Annotated in this window: 15 protein-coding genes; 11 read left to right on the top strand and 4 right to left on the bottom strand. The window is 37.0% G+C overall.

Translation table 11 applies throughout. The annotated features are described in order from the left end of the window. Window positions 1–84: 84 nt before the first annotated feature. Both ACFIMC_RS06005 and ACFIMC_RS06010 read right to left on the bottom strand, forming a co-directional pair. Window positions 85–1,161, bottom strand: coding sequence for an SGNH family hydrolase (locus ACFIMC_RS06005; RefSeq protein ID WP_375613279.1), 1,077 nt, complete (start codon window positions 1,159–1,161; stop codon window positions 85–87). 14 nt (window positions 1,162–1,175) lie between these two features. After that, a complete protein-coding gene (locus ACFIMC_RS06010; RefSeq protein WP_375613280.1) occupies window positions 1,176–2,432 on the bottom strand; it encodes a lytic murein transglycosylase in 1,257 nt (418 codons plus the stop codon). Between the two features lie 265 nt (window positions 2,433–2,697). Between ACFIMC_RS06010 and ACFIMC_RS06015 the strand changes: the two genes are divergently transcribed. Both ACFIMC_RS06015 and ACFIMC_RS06020 read left to right on the top strand, forming a co-directional pair. Continuing rightward, the gene (locus ACFIMC_RS06015) at window positions 2,698–3,588 is read left to right on the top strand and encodes a UTP--glucose-1-phosphate uridylyltransferase (RefSeq protein ID WP_375613281.1); all 891 of its coding nucleotides are present in this window, start codon (window positions 2,698–2,700) and stop codon (window positions 3,586–3,588) included. Between the two features lie 39 nt (window positions 3,589–3,627). Further along, window positions 3,628–4,620 (top strand): SIS domain-containing protein, encoded by a 993-nt coding sequence (locus ACFIMC_RS06020; protein WP_375613282.1) that lies wholly within the window; start codon window positions 3,628–3,630, stop codon window positions 4,618–4,620. Window positions 4,621–4,898: 278 nt separating this feature from the next. Here the strand turns inward: ACFIMC_RS06020 and ACFIMC_RS06025 are convergent, their stop codons facing one another. Beyond that, window positions 4,899–5,258: a hypothetical protein gene (locus tag ACFIMC_RS06025; RefSeq protein WP_375611849.1), complete on the bottom strand. Its 360-nt coding sequence runs from the start codon at window positions 5,256–5,258 to the stop codon at window positions 4,899–4,901. Window positions 5,259–5,511: 253 nt separating this feature from the next. On the opposite strand from ACFIMC_RS06025, the gene ACFIMC_RS06030 reads away from it, so the two are divergent. The 3 genes from ACFIMC_RS06030 (at window position 5,512) to guaB (ending at window position 10,520) form a co-directional block, all read left to right on the top strand. After that, the gene (locus ACFIMC_RS06030) at window positions 5,512–6,897 is read left to right on the top strand and encodes a sigma-54-dependent transcriptional regulator (protein WP_375611848.1); all 1,386 of its coding nucleotides are present in this window, start codon (window positions 5,512–5,514) and stop codon (window positions 6,895–6,897) included. Window positions 6,898–7,299: 402 nt separating this feature from the next. After that, window positions 7,300–8,871, top strand: coding sequence for a phospholipase D family protein (locus ACFIMC_RS06035; protein ID WP_375680807.1), 1,572 nt, complete (start codon window positions 7,300–7,302; stop codon window positions 8,869–8,871). 149 nt (window positions 8,872–9,020) lie between these two features. Then, on the top strand, window positions 9,021–10,520 hold the full coding sequence (guaB, locus tag ACFIMC_RS06040; protein WP_375671914.1) for an IMP dehydrogenase: 1,500 nt from the start codon (window positions 9,021–9,023) through the stop codon (window positions 10,518–10,520). 178 nt (window positions 10,521–10,698) lie between these two features. On the opposite strand, the gene ACFIMC_RS06045 is transcribed toward guaB, so the two are convergent. Beyond that, complete coding sequence (locus tag ACFIMC_RS06045) at window positions 10,699–10,845, bottom strand: hypothetical protein (RefSeq protein WP_273722522.1); 147 nt, start codon at window positions 10,843–10,845, stop codon at window positions 10,699–10,701. 466 nt (window positions 10,846–11,311) lie between these two features. On the opposite strand from ACFIMC_RS06045, the gene ACFIMC_RS06050 reads away from it, so the two are divergent. The 6 genes from ACFIMC_RS06050 to ugpE all read left to right on the top strand — a co-directional run bounded on the left by ACFIMC_RS06050 (window position 11,312) and on the right by ugpE (window position 19,307). Continuing rightward, the gene (locus ACFIMC_RS06050) at window positions 11,312–12,598 is read left to right on the top strand and encodes an RsmB/NOP family class I SAM-dependent RNA methyltransferase (RefSeq protein ID WP_375627664.1); all 1,287 of its coding nucleotides are present in this window, start codon (window positions 11,312–11,314) and stop codon (window positions 12,596–12,598) included. A gap of 132 nt (window positions 12,599–12,730) precedes the next feature. Next, a complete protein-coding gene (gene guaA, locus ACFIMC_RS06055; RefSeq protein WP_375611844.1) occupies window positions 12,731–14,287 on the top strand; it encodes a glutamine-hydrolyzing GMP synthase in 1,557 nt (518 codons plus the stop codon). Between the two features lie 169 nt (window positions 14,288–14,456). Beyond that, entirely contained in the window at window positions 14,457–15,179 is a 723-nt protein-coding gene (locus ACFIMC_RS06060) for a glycerophosphodiester phosphodiesterase (RefSeq protein ID WP_375611843.1), read from the top strand. Between the two features lie 951 nt (window positions 15,180–16,130). Further along, window positions 16,131–17,465, top strand: coding sequence for a sn-glycerol-3-phosphate ABC transporter substrate-binding protein UgpB (ugpB, locus tag ACFIMC_RS06065; RefSeq protein WP_375618067.1), 1,335 nt, complete (start codon window positions 16,131–16,133; stop codon window positions 17,463–17,465). A 95-nt stretch (window positions 17,466–17,560) separates the two neighbouring features. Further along, window positions 17,561–18,445, top strand: a complete 885-nt coding sequence (ugpA, locus tag ACFIMC_RS06070) for a sn-glycerol-3-phosphate ABC transporter permease UgpA (protein WP_375627662.1) — start codon at window positions 17,561–17,563, stop codon at window positions 18,443–18,445. 10 nt (window positions 18,446–18,455) lie between these two features. Next, complete coding sequence (gene ugpE, locus ACFIMC_RS06075; RefSeq protein WP_375613289.1) at window positions 18,456–19,307, top strand: sn-glycerol-3-phosphate ABC transporter permease UgpE; 852 nt, start codon at window positions 18,456–18,458, stop codon at window positions 19,305–19,307.

Consider the following 19,307-nt stretch of genomic DNA (forward strand, 5'->3'; position numbering starts at 1 on the left):
TCATTATAGCTCTGTAAACAGAGTTTTTTATCTTATTCGCTTTTTGTTTATAGAGGAAAATAGATTTTGTATTTTAAATAGACATTATGGAAAAGAAAAATTATCAGCTCGATCTTTTTGATGCCCATTTGGTGGAAACCATGATTTTTTTATAAAACTTGACTTTCTTTTGCCTAAAAGGTGAGTGTTTTTTTGTGCCATATCATCGAGGCTCATTGGAGGCTGACGCATAATTTTACTCCGCTCTTGATTCTCTGATTCTTGTATAAGTTTTTGAATAACTTGATCGGTTGAGTAAGAATTTTCATGAGAAAAGGCATAAAAATTTGAAATATTTTTCAATGGTTTTTCTAAATAAGAGGCAAGTTTTTTCTTTCCTTCAGGGGTGAAATGCATGCCATTATTGGTGCGTAATTTGGTTATTTTTCCATTAATATCATAGCCTGAAAAAGAAAAATTTCCTGTCTCATCACTAAAGCCGCTCCAGATATCGAGAAAATACCCTCCTGCTGTTTCTGTTTCTTGTTTATAGAGCGCATTAAAAATTTTCATTTTTTGTGTCAAAAGATCATTTCCAAAAGAAGGCTGACCTATCCATATCCATGATTTTCCAGAGGCATGAAGACTTTCAGCAATTTCGATAATTCTTTGTTTGTAGATGCGCATCCATTCTGACTGATTTGTGTTAATCATGTTATGAGAGTTTGTGATGGGTTGATTATCATTTGCACCGATCATCATGATAATAACATCGGGATTATTTTGATTAATGAGTTTAGAAATATTGCCTTGCCAAGAATAATAATCCGTTCGAACTAAGCCGGAAGCTGGTACTGTGTTGTTCATGATAACGATATCGCTATTATTTATAAAAGACTTCTTAAGTGCATCGGCAACAGCAGAAGCTGCAAAATCCCCTATGACAAGAATGCGCTTTGCATTCTCATTTTTTAGCTTTTGTATGTTTTTTTGTGTTACGATCTTTTTTTGCGGCTTGTCTATTTTTTGTTCTATAATTTGCGGTGGCTGCTGTGTCTGTTTGTTTTGTTGTGACAACCATTTGAAGAAGTTCGTTGCTTTACTTGGGGATGGCTGTAAGATCCCCACAATAGAAAGTGAAAACAGCAATAATGTCAAGTATATCAGGCGAAAAGAAGACAAAAATTTAGTCTCCCTTATTGTTTGCGAAGGAGAAAAAGCACTTGAGATGATGGATATCCATTTGCTTTTAGACCGTGACGCAGTTGAAAAGCTTTAATTGCTTTGCGAGAAGCTGTTCCGATTTTTCCATCAACATTCCCTTTATAATAGCCCAGTGCACTTAAGCGAGATTGTAGTTCTTTACATTCCTGGAAAGTAAGAGGTTGAAAAGGTCTTTGCCAATCATTTACCAATCTAGGATGTCCAGCAATGCGATCAGCAAGAAGGCCAACAGCAAACGCATAACGATCTGCATTATTATAATGTTTCAGAACAAAGAAATTTTTTGTGACTAAAAATATAGGTCCTTTTGCTCCATCTGGATATTTTAATATTGCTTGTTCAGCTGATGTAGGAAGAGGGTGCCCATTTGCGTGTTTTACACCTAATTTTTTCCATTGTTCAAAGGAATACCAGCCTTCAGGAAGGGTTTTCCCCTGCGGCACTTTTACCTCTACTCCCCAAATAAGATTAGGTTGCCAGCCATTTTTGTGGAGAAGGTTAGCAGCAGTAGCCAGAGCATCTGGAACAGAGTTCCAGATATCACGCCGTCCATCTTGGTCCATATCAACTGCATAGGCGAGATAACTGCTTGGAATAAATTGTGTATGCCCCAATGCACCGGCCCAAGATCCAGTGAGTTGAGAGCGTTTAATTTCGCCACTTTGTAGAATTTTCATAGCAGCAATCAGCTGTGTATATGCATATTTTGCACGTTTTTTATCAGCATAGGCTAAAGTTGCAAGAGAGCGAATGGTATCACGCATTACACTTTTATTAGCTAAAACCTTCCCATAGTTGCTTTCCATTGACCAAATAGCAAGCAGAATATTGCGATCAACACCAAAACGTTTTTCAATTTGAAGAAGCCATTTGTTCCATTTTTGAGTTTGGCGTCGTCCTTCCTCAATTGCAATATCATGGACACGATTATCGAAATAGTTCCATGAAGGAGCAACAAATTCCGGTTGGTATGCGGCGCTTTTTAGAACTTCTGGATCAATGGCATTAACACCTTTAAACGCCATATGAAACGTAGAGGGGGTAATATTGTGAGCAATAGCTATTTTTTTAAATTCTTTAATCCAGTGTTTAAATCCGCTATCAGCATATGAAAGGGGTGCAAAAAACATTAAAAAAGCAGAAAAAATAACGGCAGAGCCAGTGAGAAGAGTTCTCCAAGCTATTGACTTCTCTAAAAAAGAGAAAGTCTTCAATTCTGTTTTTTGCATTTTGAAATCCCCATTAATATTCAATTCATTAGATGTGCAATAACTTTATTTTGTATTTAGTTTAATCGATAATATGATCAAGAAGAGGAAAAAACTGAAATAAATAATACGTTTTAATCCCTTCAATAAATTCTCAGACTCTTTTTACATTTTTATTGCTCATTATAATGATAATCAAAACAATAAGATATCTTTTTTACCATTTCGTAAAAACATATGATAAATAAAACAAAAAAGTTATATGAATTCATTGAGGAGGGTGAGTGTGCGTAAAATCCGGAAAGCAGTATTCCCAGTAGCAGGTCTTGGTACGCGTTTTCTTCCTGCGACAAAAACGATTCCTAAAGAAATGCTAACAGTTGTTGATAAACCTGTTATTCAATATGTTATGGATGAGGCGAGGGAAGCTGGTATTGAGCATTTTATTTTTGTAACTGGACGTAACAAAGCCGTTATTGAGGATTATTTTGATGAGCAAGTTGAATTATATACGACACTTGCTGAATGTGGAAAGAAAGAAGATCTTGCACATTTATACCGTTTACAGCCATTACCAGGGTCAACTTCTTTCACTCGGCAACAACAACCTTTGGGATTAGGGCATGCTCTTTGGTGTGCACGTGAATTAGTTGCAGGGGAACCTTTTGCTTTGTTATTACCGGATATGTTGATACAAGCGAAAAAGGGCTGTCTTTCTGAAATGATGAGCCTTTATGAAAAGGTGGGTGGGGGAAATATTATAGCAGTTCAGGAATGCGATCCTAGAGAAACACATAAATATGGTATTGTTGGGAAAGGCAAACAGATTGCAAATGGTTTTGAAATCACAAAAATGGTAGAGAAACCAGCACAAGGTACGGCACCATCAAATTTGTACATCAATGGACGTTATATTTTGCAGCCAGAAATTTTTAATATTCTTTCCACTCAAGAACGGGGAACAGGAAATGAAATTCAATTAACAGATGCTATGATACGGCTTTCAAATGAGCAAGATTTTTGGGGTTTGCAAGTAAAAGGGCGCACTTTTGATTGCGGTTCTAAAGCTGGTTTTATTGAAGCCAACGTTGCATTTTCTTTGGCACGCGCTGATATGCACAGCCACGTTTCTGCTTCATTGAAAAATTTACTAGAAACCATTAATGTCGAAAAGTGATATAGATCTCTCACTTAATTTTATTGGTCGAATTTGATTATGACAATATCGTCTCCTCATATGGCTTTGCAAGGTGCAGTAGCATCAGCGCTTAAAACACTTGCTAGTGAAAAGCAGGGGCTTGAAGCTCTTGAAAAAGCTCTTCTGGAAAGTCTTTCTTCTTCTTTTGAAGCGGCTGTTCAAACTATTAGAAATGCTCGTGGACATGTGGTTATTACTGGTCTTGGAAAAAGTGGTCATATAGGGACAAAAATTGCAGCAACCTTAGCCTCAACTGGAACACCTGCCTTTTTTGTTCACGCTGCAGAAGCCAATCATGGTGATCTTGGTATGATTGGCTCTGATGACGTTATTCTTGCTTTATCATGGTCTGGTGAAACTCAAGAGTTAAGTGGTATTATAAGTTATGCGGCGCGTTTTCGTATCCCCCTTATTGCGATGACATCAAGTAAGCACTCTGTGTTAGGACGACAAGCTGATATTGTACTATTATTACCAAAGATAGAAGAGGCTTGCCCCCATGGTTTAGCCCCTACAACTTCAACAATTATGCAATTGGCAATGGGAGATGCATTAGCGGTTTCTCTTTTAGAAATGCGTGGTTTTACCGCAACGGATTTCAAAATATATCATCCTGGTGGTTCTCTTGGTGCAAGCCTTAAATACGTGTGTGATATTATGCATGAGGGTGATAATATTCCTTTGGTTATGCAGGGAACAGCTATGACTGAAGCGATGAATGTTTTGGTGGAAAAACATTTTGGTTGTGTTGGTGTTGTGAATCAAGAAGGTGAACTAATCGGAATTGTAACTGATGGCGATCTTGCACGTAACATTCATTTTAATTTATCAAAATTTAATGTTGACGAGGTGATGACCAAAGCTCCTAAAGTTGTAAAGCCAAATACACTTGTTGGTGCAGCAACAGCTTTTATTAATGATCATCAGATTGGTGCATTTTTTGTGGTTGAAGATAAAAAACCGATAGGAATTGTTCATTTTCATGATCTTTTGCGCATTGGCGCTGCTTAGATTAAAGTTCCCTATCAAATAAAATGTTATTTTAGGTTGAAATAGATTGAATGATACAAAGTTACAATTTTATTGTGAGGTGGCTTTACTGATATTTTGTGGAAGAAAATGATTATTTTACGCATTTCATAATATTTAGAAAATTTTCAGGGTAAAGATTATACCAGCCTCTTTGCGTATTTTAGAGAGGATTTTCTATCAGGAGGAGAAAGGATATCGCCTCCTGCTTAATGTGTGTGCTCCCTCTGTTCTTAAGAGAGGTTTCCCTTGTACTTTGTTTAAGATTTCCGCTTAAGGAAAAACTGTGCTCCTGTATGTGAGGTGCAGAGAAGTTGTGTGGCGTCATATGACATTGTACAATTGACTCTAGAAATTGTTCCACGGAGAATAGAGCGTATTTCAATTTCTATATTTTGGGCATTGAGATAATTATATGCTCCTTCTGATAGTTTTTCTTCTGTATCTGCTGCATGCGTTTCAAAAACACCATTGTGGAAAGAAGAAATAATACCATTCTCATCAACCCATTTTCCATCAATTCCAGTTGGCATATTTGAGTTATAATATCGCGAAAAGTTACAGGCACTTAACAGCAAGGCGGTAATTGTAAGACATAAAATATGATAGGTATGTTTCATTTATTGCACTCTATTTAGATTATTTTGCTCTCTAGTTTCTATAACATTATTAAATTACCCCATGAGTCAATATGAAAAATTTGATAAAAATCAATGAAAAAGCAAAAAAATGGAAAAAAATGCCTTAATGTTGTATTTAATTGACAGCTTGATGAATTTCGTAAGTGAAACACAAGAGGTAAAATATTTCTTATGGTTTACAACAATTTTTATATTAAGCTGCTAAGTAGTCTCAAAGGAGATTATTGACATTATGGTTGGTCCCATTCTTGTTGCGAGTGAAGATTATGGAAGACGTATAGAACTTTCTTCTATGCTGCGAGGTTTTGGTTATCGTGTCATTGAAGCAGAAAATGGTCTCCGTACGATTGATCTTTTACACAGGCGTAAAAACATTGTGCTTGCACTCCTTGATGTCGTTATGAGTGATTTGAGTGTGAGCGATTTGATTAAAATGATTAGAGTTGCTGGTGTTTCTGTTCCTATTGTCGTTATAGCACAACAAGAGAATCAGCATTTACTCCAGAAAGCTTTAACAGCTGGAGCTATTGATTATTGGATCCATCCAGTAACATTATTACGTGTAAGAGTTACTTTGGATATCCTTGCTCTTATTTCTGCCTTGGAGCATGAGGTTCGAGATATTCGGCGAAAAAAAGAGAATCATTTACGGTTTTCTGATCTTTGCGTAAAAAGTAGAGCTATGCAGATAGTATTAGAACAATCGAGACAAGCAGCAACTTCTTTACAGAATCTTTTGATAGAGGGAGAAGCTGGAACAGGACGTGAGACATTAGCTCGGATTATTCATCATGAGGGATTATTTTCGGAGGGTGTTTTTGTTCGCTTTCAATGTTCAGCCATCGTTGATCCAGAAGAAGAAAATCAGCAGTGGTTTAAAGAATTCCTACCATTGGTTTCTTCTCTTGAAAAAGGGACACTTTGCCTTTGTGATATTGATCGACTTGAGCCCATACAGCAAAAACGGTTTGCTCATTACCTTAAAGAAAGGGAAAGGGATACAAAAGGAGATTTTTTTCCTTTTCGGATCATCGCTATTTCAACATCGCGTTTAAAGGACTTGGTTAATGAGAACTTTTTTTTGCATAGTTTGTTTGAACAATTTTCTCACTTGTCTATTAGCGTTCCTGCTTTACGAGAATTAAGGGATGATTTTCCAGAGATCACACAACGTTTGATTGATCGCATTATCACAGAAACAGGGCGATCACATGTCCATGGTTTAGCAGGCTCTGCTCTTTCCTTGCTTATGCAGTATGATTGGCCTGGCAATAGAAATGAGCTTGAAACCTTTTTATTTCGTGCGATTTTACTCAGTGAAGGACCGTTATTAACTGTTCGAGATTTTCCGCAATTAATGGGAAATTCATTAATGAATGTTCCCAATATCATTGAGGGTAATATGCAAGAAGATAATGAGCAAGAATCGATAAAATTTTTGAATACTGATGGGCATGTACGTACTTTTGCAGAAATGGAGCATGATATTATAGAGAAAGCGATTAAACATTATAAAGGACATATGAGTGAGATTGCGCGTCGCCTTCATATTGGTCGCTCTACACTTTATAGAAAAATGGAAGAATTGAGAGCAATAAGAAATCAAGAACGAAAGTAAATTCATAACAAATTTCTCTTCATGACAAGCAAGCGTTTCAAAAAATAGAGTGAATTTTGATAAAGTCCGTGGGGGAAAGCTGAAGAAAACAATCATTTATTGTAAAATTTATCTATAGTGGATGATTTTGTTGATTTAAATCAAATATAAATTTTATGTGACTATTTTAATCGTTTGTTTCAATTTATACAATTTTAGTTAAGTTTACATTTATTAAAACAGAGAAGCATTTTTAAAAACTTTTAAATACTACCGCTAAAATTTTTGTATCATCAATATTAAATTTATACTCTCTTAAGCAAGAAGTGGCATTTTATCTGCTATACGATTAAGATAAAGTGATTAGTGTTATCGTTTGCATTACTGATGATGTGATAGTTTAAAATAGAAAGTTTGCCCTCTTTGACTCTTTTACAGATTGTTATTGGTTTTGTCCTCTTTTTTTTTATTGCATCTATGTTGGCAATCTACACCTATGGGCGTTTTGTGAAAAATGCTAGGGGAAAATGTTCTTATGCGTTACCTCTTCAGAAAGATGAAACTAAGCTTGATCGTATCGTCAGTCAATTAGCTGAGAAAGAAAATGGATTGGGGATTGATAAAGATGCCCTTTCCCTCATTATCAGCAATTTGGATGCGTTTTGTGTTCGGGCAATAGGAGCTGCAGAGGCTGGGCGTAGCCTTGATCTGATGTATTATATTTGGGATGATGATTTAACGGGGCGCCTATTATTAAGTGAAATAGTTGAGGCAGCTGATCGAGGGGTTCGGGTACGGCTTCTTTTGGATGATATTAATGCTCAGGCACGTGATCCAGCTTATATTGCGCTAGATAAACATCCTCACATTGAGGTGAGAATGTTTAATCCAGGGCGATCGCGTAAAGGTGGTTTACGCCGTGGTTTAGAAATTATATTACGGGCAATTACTGTAACACGTAGAATGCATAATAAAGCTTTTATTGTTGATGGCAGGGTCGCTTTTGTAGGAGGACGTAATCTTGCAGATTCTTATTTTGATGCTGGTAAAGAATCCCATTTTCGAGATTTAGATTTGATGTTAATCGGTCCTTCTGTTAAAAAGGTAGAAAGTATCTTTGATGATTTTTGGAATAGTGCTGTTGTTTTGCCAATTCATACTTTGGTTGTTCCTAAAAGCGCAAGTGATCTTAGCTATTGGAAAGATAAATTACGAAAGTTTCGTGATTCCAAAGTTGCAAAAGTTTATTTAGATTATGTCAAAGAGCACATTAACTTTAATTGTTTTATCCAAACAGGAAAGCGGTTATTTTTAGCAGACAAAGTTGTTGTTCTTTCTGACCCTCCAGAAAAAGCATTGCGTAAAAAAGCAAGTAATTGGCTTATGAAGGCACTTTCAAAGGTTATTGGAAATGCCCAAAAAACGGTCCAGATTACGTCACCTTATTTTGTTCCTGGTAAGGTTGGCACGCAGAATTTTAGTAATTTGGTTTCAAAGGGTGTTGATGTCAAAATTCTGACAAATTCTTTAGCAGCTACTGATGTAGCATTAGTGCATGGTGGTTATGTACCTTATCGTAAGGCATTGTTGAAAAGTGGTGTTAATCTTTATGAATTAAAAGTGGAAGGCAATACTCATGGGTTACGATTGTTTCGATCGAGTAAGGCAAGTCTACATGCCAAAGCTTTTTTAATTGATCGTAAAACAGCTTTTATTGGATCTTTAAATTTTGATCCAAGATCAGCATCATTAAATACAGAAATGGGCATTCTTTTTGAATGTGCTCCCATTACAGCAAGATTAGATTTGTTGTTTTCTGAAGAAACCACAGGGGAAATGAGCTATCATCTGCGTCTTGGTGATAATAATCGTATTTATTGGGATTTTATTGAAAATGAAAAAAAATATAGCATTGACTATGAGCCAGAAAGCAATTTTTGGCGTCGCGCATTTGCAAAAATAATAAGTTGGTTACCTATTGAATCACAATTGTAAATTTTTATAAACCACACTTAAAAAAATATTTATTTTTCTTTTCATTTTGTTTGTAGCATGGCATAATTTTTTGCCAATCTACCATGTATGAGAACCGCAGTTGTATTTTAAAGCTTCTTGCGGTGTTTTATTATAAAAGGAATTTTGATATGGCAAAGATTGTTGAAACGGGGACAGGTGCATTGGCACTGACTTTTGATGATGTACTTTTACAACCCGGTCATTCTCTTGTTATGCCTAGTCAAGTGGATCTCAGTACGCGCATTGCAGCGGATATTAAGCTCAATTTGCCATTGCTTTCTGCGGCAATGGATACGGTAACAGAATCGCGTTTGGCAATTGCTATGGCTCAAGCTGGTGGTCTTGGGGTTATTCATCGTAATATGTCTCCTGCAGAGCAGGCAGAAGAAGTTCGCCAAGTAAAAAAGTTTGAATCTGGTATGGTTGTTAATCCAGTCACCATTGGACCAGATGCAACACTTGAAGAAGCAAAATCTTTGATGCGCTCTCATGGTATTTCCGGTATTCCGGTTGTTGAAAATGGTGCTAAAGGTGAAACTGCTGGACGGCTTGTTGGCATTTTGACAAATAGGGATGTGCGTTTTGCATCGGATCCTAAACAAAAAATTTATGAATTAATGACGCATGAAAATTTAATCACAGTGCGTGAAAATGTTCAACTCAATGAAGCGAAGTATCTTTTACATCATCATCGTATTGAAAAATTATTAGTTGTGGATGAACAGAATCGTTGTGTCGGACTGATAACAGTTAAGGATATTGAAAAAGCAAAATTAAATCCAAACGCTGCCAAAGATTCACAAGGTCGCTTGCGTGTTGCAGCTGCAAGTAGTGTAGGGAACGATGGGTTTGAGCGGGCTGAACGATTAATTGATGCAGGCGTTGATATTCTAGTAATTGATACTGCACATGGACATTCTCAGCGTGTATTAGACACTGTTGAGCGTATTAAAAAAATGACGTTTTCTCCAGCTATTATTGCTGGTAATGTGGCGACTGCTCAAGCAACACAGGCTTTGATTGACAGTGGTGCGGATGCTATAAAAGTTGGGATTGGTCCTGGTTCTATTTGCACAACGCGAATTGTTGCAGGTGTTGGTGTTCCTCAGCTTGCAGCCATTATGAATGCTGCAGAAATTGCTGAAAAAGCGGGCATTCCCGTTATTGCTGATGGGGGGATAAAAGCTTCGGGTGATTTTGCTAAAGCCTTAGCAGGTGGGGCTTGTGCTGCTATGATTGGCTCTCTTTTAGCGGGTACAGAAGAAAGTCCTGGCGAAGTTTATCTTTATCAAGGACGATCCTTTAAAGCTTATCGCGGCATGGGATCTGTTGGTGCTATGGCACGAGGATCGGCAGATCGCTATTTTCAAGATGATGTTCGTGATGAACTTAAGTTGGTTCCTGAGGGTGTGGAGGGGCAGGTGGCTTATAAAGGTCCTATAGCATCAGTTCTACATCAGCTTGCTGGTGGACTTCGTGCTTCGATGGGGTATGTTGGAGCAAAAGATCTCGTAGAGTTTCGTGAAAAAGCAACGTTTGTACGTATTACGAATGCGGGACTCCATGAAAGTCATACGCATGATGTTTCTATCACACGAGAGAGTCCAAATTATCGTGGGCCAGTTTAAAGATACAAGAGCCTAATATCATATTGCATAAATATAAAATTTGCCGAGAACAAGAAAGAGAGACTGCGCTTTTTCTGTTTGTAATTTGGTGTAATAATCCCAAAAAGGAAAGAATTAGAGGTTAAAACTCTAATTCTTTCTGTTAAGACTATATGAAATAAGTTATATAAAATTAGAATTAACTTTTTGTTGTCTTCCGTCCAGTCTTTGACGCACGTTGGCGAGTGTTTGTCTGATCACTTTGAACGGATTTCTTTCCGTTGTTTGAGGGCATTGTATTATGACGGCTTTTAGACGAAGTTGTTTTTCCATTATTATAAGTCATTATTTTCTCCTTTAAAATTGTCTGGCAGTTGCCATTAGAGTAAAAACGGTCATGCCAAATAGTGGTTCCAAGCATTTTCTAAAAAGTTAATTTTTTGTTGAACGTAAGATGAGCTTGTTTAATTTTATGAGAAGATTTTTTCTATTGTTCAGACAATCCTCGTAAACTTTATTTTACGCCAATAAATTAAAGAGTTTGTTTTTTTCGTAATGCATGGCGGAAATAAGTTTTTTATGGATGGCTACGTATCTTTTAGTATAAGAGGTAGAAGGATAAAAAACGAATGGGCAGAAGATGAAAGGAAAAATTTAGATACTCTAAATTGGATCTTATAAAAAAGTATGATCAGATCGTTTTAAGATTGAATGTAAATTTTTTATGGCGTTGAGAAGGTTTCATTGGCAAGAAGGCGATAATATTATTTTTTAGATGATTTAAAATTTTGTTATTTTAATGGGAGAAATGAATGCGATTAGGTGGGCGTTTGCAAGCAGCAATAGATGTTCTCACAGAGATAGAAATGAAGCATCGCCCAGTAGGAGAAGCTTTAAAGGATTGGGGTCTTTCTCATCGCTTTGCTGGAGCAGGTGATCGTGCAGCTATTGGTACAATCGTTTATGATGTTTTAAGACGACGTTATTCTTTACAATGGCGTATGGAGAGTGATGATATCCGAGATATCGTTTTTGGTGCCTTATTAGATTCTGGAAAAATGACGCTGGAGCAAATTGACGGTGAGTTGACAGAAGATCGGTTTGCACCGCAGTTATTAGGGGCTAAACAGCGTAAATCGTGGCAAGGTCAGCAATTAGTGGATGCTCCAGACTATATTCGTGGTGATATTCCGCAATGGTGTCAAGCGCATCTGCGTCCTTTATTTGGTGATAATTGGATCACTGAAGCGGCTGCGTTAGCAACGCGTCCTTCTTTAGACCTACGGGTAAATAACCTAAAGGCAACACCAGAAAAGGTGCTGAAAGAATTAGCAAAAACCAAACTTAAATCTTTTCCATGGTTTGGGCAAGCTTTAAGAATTGCACCGATTGAAAAGTTTAATCGTCATCCCAATGTTCAAGTGGAACCAGCTTTTCAAAAAGGACACTTTGAAATACAGGATTTAGGATCTCAAATTGTTGCTCACCTTGTGGAAGCGCAAGAGAGCATGCAGGTATTAGATTATTGTGCAGGTGCTGGTGGCAAAACATTAGCTTTAGCTTCCGATATGAACAATCGTGGGCAAATTTATGCTTATGATTCCGATAAAGCGCGCTTAGCTCCTATTTTTGATCGTCTTCGACGCGCTGGTGTTCGTAATGTACAAACACGAGCACAAAAAGAAGAATTGAAGCCATTAATAGGCCAGATGGATAGAGTTCTACTAGATGCACCATGTAGTGGGACAGGAACATGGCGTCGTCGTCCAGATGCGAAATGGCGTTTAACATTAGAACAAGTGAAACAACGCCAAACAGAACAGAGGGATATTTTGAATGAAGCGATAGCTTATCTTAAGCCAAATGGGCGCTTAATCTATATTACCTGTTCTCTTTTTACAGATGAAAATGAGGAACAAATTTCCCATTTCCTTCAACAACATTCTCATTTTTCTCCAATAGATATGCCAGCGCTTTGGCAGAAACATTTTAGTTTTTCTCCTGTGCAACCAGTTTTTTCAAATTATGGACTTACTTTGTCGCCAGCCACAACACAAACAGATGGGTTCTTTTTATCTGTGTTGCAAAAAAAACATTGATCCATATTTTTGCACTTTTTATCATAAACTTTACGAGAATAATCTTTTTCGTAAGAAAATAGGCTTGTGAAAAGAGAAAGATTAAATCATAACTCTCATGAGTTTTCTTTTACAATTGTTGATTGGTTTTCTATGAGCATATCACATCCAGACACTGTTCTTATTATTGACTTTGGTTCACAAGTTACACAACTTATTGCACGACGGGTACGAGCAATGGGGGTATATTGTGAAATTGCTCCTTTTCAATTGGCTTTAGAAGCTGTGCGCCGCATAAATCCTAAAGCTATTATTTTATCAGGGAGTCCTTATTCCGTTATTGATGAGGGCTCTCCGCGTGCACCAATGGAAATTTTTGAGGCGGGTGTTCCGATTTTGGGTATTTGCTATGGTGAACAAGTCATGTGTGTTCAGCTTGGAGGAAAGGTTGAAGCTGGACATGAGCGTGAATTTGGGCGTGCTTTTTTGGAAGTTCAAGAAGAGAGTGCCCTTTTTGATGGAGTGTGGGAAAAAGGTTCTCGTTATCAAGTATGGATGAGCCATGGTGACCGTGTGGCAGCTTTACCAGAAGGTTTTCGTGTCATAGGAACCTCAAAAGGAGCTCCCTATGCGGCTATTGCGGATGAAAAAAGACATTTTTATGCGGTACAGTTTCATCCTGAAGTTATCCATACACCGGATGGTACAAAACTTTTGCAAAATTTTGTTCATAAGATCTCTGCTATTAAAGGCAATTGGTCAATGGCTTCTTATCGTGAGCAGGCAATTGCTACGATACGACAAAAAGTTGGGAAAAGTCGTGTGATTTGTGGTCTTTCAGGGGGAGTGGATTCATCTGTTGTAGCGGTACTCCTTCATGAAGCTATAGGAGATCAACTGACATGTATTTTGGTAGACCATGGGCTGATGCGCAAGAATGAAGCTGAAGAAGTTCTCACGCTCTTTCGTGATCATTATAATATAGAGCTTATTCACGTTAATGCTGCTGATGTGTTTCTTAATGCTTTAAAAGGTGAGACAGATCCAGAAAAAAAACGCAAAACAATTGGTCGCCTTTTTATTGAAGTTTTTGAAGAAGAAACGAAAAAAATAGGAGGTGCAGAGTTTTTAGCACAAGGAACACTTTATCCAGATGTTATTGAGAGTGTGTCTGCTATTGGTGAAACGGTAACCATTAAAAGCCATCATAATGTGGGTGGGCTACCAGAACAGATGAAGATGAAACTTGTAGAACCGTTACGTGAGCTCTTTAAGGATGAGGTTCGCTCGCTAGGACGAGAGTTAGGGCTACCGGAGCAGTTTATTGGTCGCCATCCTTTTCCAGGTCCCGGCCTTGCAATTCGGTGTCCAGGTGCTGTAACACGTGAAAAATTAGAAATTTTACGCGAAGCAGATGCTATTTATCTTGAGGAAATCCGTAAGGCCGGTCTTTATGATGAAATTTGGCAAGCTTTTGCTGTTCTTCTTCCAGTTCAAACTGTTGGTGTTATGGGGGATGGTCGCACTTATGAATTTGTTTGTGCTCTTCGCGCCGTCACATCTGTAGATGGAATGACTGCTGATTTTTATCCTTATGATATGGCGTTTTTAAGTAAGACAGCAGCACGTATTATTAACGAAGTTAGAGGGATTAATCGTGTTGTATATGATGTAACCTCAAAGCCTCCTAGTACTATTGAATGGGAATAATTAAAATGAAGGATAAGTCTTTTAAGAATAAAATATGACTGAGGGTTTGATATTCGAAAAGTGTAGAAAAAATCATTTAAAAATGATTGTGTATTTTCATATGATATAAGCTTTTATCTGGCAATCTGTACGTCAATATCGTTTAAAATTGAGAAGTGTGGGATTTTGCATGTCTGAGAAAAAAATTGTTGCACACCGTGGAGGAGCTCATCTTTATCCTGAAAATACCCTTTCGGCATTTAATAATGCTATAGCGTTAGGTGTTGATGAAGTTGAATGCGACGTTCATTTGCTAAAAAGCGGTGAAGTGGTTGTCTTTCACGACTTCCGTCTAGACCAATTGGTTGGAAAAAAGGGGTATATTCACGACATTGATAATGAAACACGCAAACAACTCTGCGTAAAAGGAAGCCAAGAAGCACCTCCCTTATTAGAAGAAGTGCTTGATCTTTTAGCACCAACGAATGTTGCATTGCATCTTGAAATCAAGACATGCGGTGAAGTGGAGCGCGAAACAATATTATCCCAAAAAGCGCTTGCGCTAATAAAAAGCCGAAATTTATCAGAACGGGTTTCTGCTATTAGTTTTGATCCTTTTATCCTTCGTCCTTTTATTGAAGCAGGAATACCATCTGGTCCATGTGTTGATAATTTCGAAGGTGATATGTACCGTCATTTTTCTGAATGGAAGCAATTAGGTTATTCTGATCTAAGTTTAGATGGCTCTATTGTTTCACAGAACTTTATTGAATCAGCTCTTGAGGCTGGTTTTACTGTAGGGGTATGGACAATTAATGGAAAAGCTCGGTTATCATATTGGCTTGATATGCCTGTACATTATATTACGACAGATCAACCTGATCTCGCATTGCAATTGTGTGCACAAAGGTAAAAATACATCAACACAAAAGGAACTATATATCTTCATAAAGTTAGCGTAATGAAAGAAGAAAAATTATCTAATATACGACAATAATACATTGATTTATAATTATAATTAATATTTTATTCATGTGAGTAAGAGACCTTAATACGTAAGATTCTCTTATTTCAAATATTTTTACAATGAATCAATCAAAATCATTCGTTTGCACATTACAAGCAGGGTTGGTGTGTGGATAAAAAATGATTGAGAAAAGAATAAAAATATTCATTTAACGTATTTTAAATGCAAGATTTGTTGAAGCATTAGGATCGCACATGATGATGTCGTTTTGCACTTTTATGAAGTGTAAAAATGATGGCATACAAAAAGTCTTATATACTTTAATGGAGAGGCTTTAGGGCTTATTTTATAGGTGCTATCATGAAATGTAGATGTATTGAAAGATTTTTTAACAGCATGGAAATTGGTTATACAGTGTCATTTTGTTTTGCGTGAGGGGTGTGATCTTGTTACAGGGAAAGAGACTATTAAGCGCTTCAAAATGATTTTCTTAATTTTAAAAAAATTCTATTTGTCTCTTCTTTAAATTCAGTAGCAACATCGTGTTAAAGTTATAAGACAAATAATAAAAGAATAAACAATTCTTTTTAAAAAAGTAAATCCAGATATTAAAATAGTCATTGAAATGATATTTACGATCTATATCTTTTTACCAAGTGACTTTTCTTATTTAAGCCATCTCACTTTTTTCAGATAGTTACAAACGCGTATTTCGTGAATACATAAGAAAGCTTATAAAAGAAAATAAATAAATTTAAACAAATTCATTTGACCTTTAGGTGGTTCCTGTTTAAATGAGAGAATATGTTTCTGAAATAAAACTGTCATAGCATGTTCATGTGTAATACTATAAATTTAGGGGTAGTTTGTATTCCATCACTTCAGAAAGGGTGAAGCATGAGTCGTTTTTATCTTTCCATAGCGGCCACGGTTGCTATCATAATGTCCACAGCGGGGATGACAGAAAGTTTTGCACAGACAAAAATCAGCTTTTGGCATTCTATGAGTGGTGAATTAGGAAAGCAAACTGAAAGTCTCATTAACGATTTTAATGCAAGTCAATCTGAGTATAAAGTTGTTTCTTCATTTCGCGGTGAATATGAAGAGGGATTGATTTCACTCATTGCAGCATTTCGTGGAAAGAAACAGCCAGTACTTGCTCAAATTTATGACGTTGGTACTGGAACTATGATGGCTGCAAAAGGTGCAATCTACCCATTTTATCAACTTATGGCTGATACAAAACAAGAATTTGATCCTACAGATTATTTCCCTGCTATTAGTGGTTATTACTCCGATGAACAGGGACGTATCGTCTCTATGCCATTTAATATTTCAACACCCATCCTTTATTATAACAAAGATATCTTTAAAAAAGCAGGGCTTGATCCAGAACAGCCTCCTAGAACGTGGCAAGATATAGAAAACTTTTCCAAGAAAATTCTTGAGACTAAAGCGGCAACTTGTGGTTTTACAATGGCTTATGCCGCTCAATGGATTGGTATAGAAAATTTTTCAGCGTTGCATAATGTTCCTTTTGGAACGAAGGAAAATGGCTTTAAAGGACTTGATTCAGAACTTACATTTAATGGACCTTTACAAGTGCGTATGTGGACTGACCTGAAAAAGTGGTCTGATCAAGGTATTTTCCGTTATGGTGGTCCAGCAGGTGCATTAGATTCAACACCAATGTTTATGGCACAAAATTGTGCAATTTTTATGCAATCTTCAGGATCACATGCTGGAATTGTTTCTGAAGCTCAGTTTAATGTGGGGGTTGGTATGCTACCGTACTATAAGGATACAGAAGGAGCACCACAAAATTCAGTTATTGGGGGAGCTTCTATTTGGGCGTTTAAGGGCCATACTCCAAAGGAATATGCAGGGGCAGCCGCTTTTCTTAAATTTCTTTCAAAAACAGAAAATCAAGCAAAATGGCATCAGGAAACAGGTTATCTCCCAACCACAAAAGCGACTTATGAATTGAGCAAAAAACAACATTTCTATGAAAAAACGCCAGGTGCGGATATAGCTATCAAACAGATTAATCTTAATCCACCAACAGTTAACTCAAAAGGGATAAGATTTGGTAATTTACCACAAATTCGTGCCATTCTTGATCAAGAGTTGGAAGCTGTTCTTAGTGGTTCAAAAACGCCGAAAGATGGTTTAGATGAGACCGTTGAACGTGGAAATAAACTCTTGCGTGAATTTGAAAGATCTAATCATTAATTTCGTTTTATTGTTAAACATTAAAGACTCAACAAAAACGGTTGAGTCCTTTTTGTTTACTTTTTTAAAGTCTCTACATTTAAAGAGCCCTATGAATGCAAGAAAAACATGCATATTTTAAAAATAGTCTACTTTCTTACGGACTGCTTTTTCCTCAGCTTCTTGTGACTTTTTTGTTTTTCTTTTGGCCTGCTGCTCAAGCAATAAAATCATCTTTTGAGCGTGAAGACCCTTTTGGCTTTACAACAACCTTTATTGGTTTTGAGAATTATCTAACCGTTCTTTCTGATCCTACTTATCGGCAATCGCTTTTTACAACCGCAGTATTTTCCATCTCAGTTACTGTCGCTTCAATGACAATATCACTTCTCTTAGCTGTCTGTGTTGATCGTGTCATCCGTGCAAAAAAGGCTTATACAATGCTTTTGCTCTGGCCCTATGCTGTTGCTCCAGTATTGGCAGGTATATTGTGGCTGTTTATCTTTCATCCCACCATCGGAATTATCCCTTTTTTTCTCGAGAAAATAGGGGTGCTATGGAATTATCGTATTAATGGCACTCAAGCAATGATTCTTATTGTCATTGCGGCTAGTTGGAAACAAATTTCTTACAATTTTCTCTTTTTTCTTACAGGTCTTCAATCTGTTCCGCGTTCTCAAATAGAAGCAGCCGCCATTGATGGTGCTGGTCCCTTTAAACGATTTTGGACAGTGGTTTTCCCGCAAATTTCACCAACGACGTTTTTCCTTCTTATTGTCAATGTCAATTATGTTATGTTTGATACTTTTGGTATTATTGATAATACAACTTCTGGAGGTCCTGCGCGTGCAACGAGCATCCTCGTCTATAAAGTATATGACGATGGCTTTAGAAATCAAATAATCGGTGCATCAGCAGCACAATCAACAATATTGATGTTGATGGTTATTGTCTTAACGTTTATCCAGTTTCGCTGGATTGAGCGCCGTGTACAATATTAGGAAACAAATTATGGTTGAAAATCGCCCTGTTTTGAAATTTCTAACCCATATTATTCTCATTGTTGGTATTATCATTATTTGCTTTCCAGTTTATGTTGCTATCATTGCATCAACTCATAGTTCAGCAGCATTTAACTCAGGAACACTTCCTCTTTTGCCTGGGAAATATGCTCTGGAAAATTATAAAACAATCTTTGGTGATGGCCTTGCACAGCTGGGTTTGCCCAACCTCTGGCCACTCTTAATGAATTCATTCATTATGGCTCTTGGGATTAGCGTTGGAAAAATTATTATTTCACTTTTGTCTGCTTATGCAATTATTTACATGCGCTTTCCCTTCCGAAAAACTGCTTTTGTTCTTATTTTTGTTACATTGATGCTCCCTGTCGAAGTTCGTATTCTTCCAACCTATGAGATTGTTGCAAAATTGGGGATGGTCAACACCTATAGTGGAATGATTATTCCACTTATTGCATCTGCGACCGCTACATTTTTATTTCGCCAGTTTTTTTTGACTGTTCCAGATGAACTCTTAGAGGCGGCACGTGTTGATGGTGCAGGTCCAGTTAAATTTTTTAAGGATATTCTTCTTCCTCTTAGTAAAAGCAATATTGCTGCTTTATTTATCATTATGTTCATTTATGGATGGATACAATATCTCTGGCCTCTTATCATCACAACGGATCAAAATCATCAAACGATCCTTATTATTTTAAAACAGCTTATTGTCGAATCACTTCAACATGATCCTCAATGGAATATACTCATGGCAGTATCGGTTGTTGCCATGGTTCCCCCTGTTCTTGTTGTTATCTTCATGCAGCGGCTTTTTATCAAAGGCCTTATTGAAACGGAGAAGTAA

The organism is Bartonella sp. AP21QHHD, from assembly GCF_042196205.1.
Taxonomy (GTDB): domain Bacteria; phylum Pseudomonadota; class Alphaproteobacteria; order Rhizobiales; family Rhizobiaceae; genus Bartonella.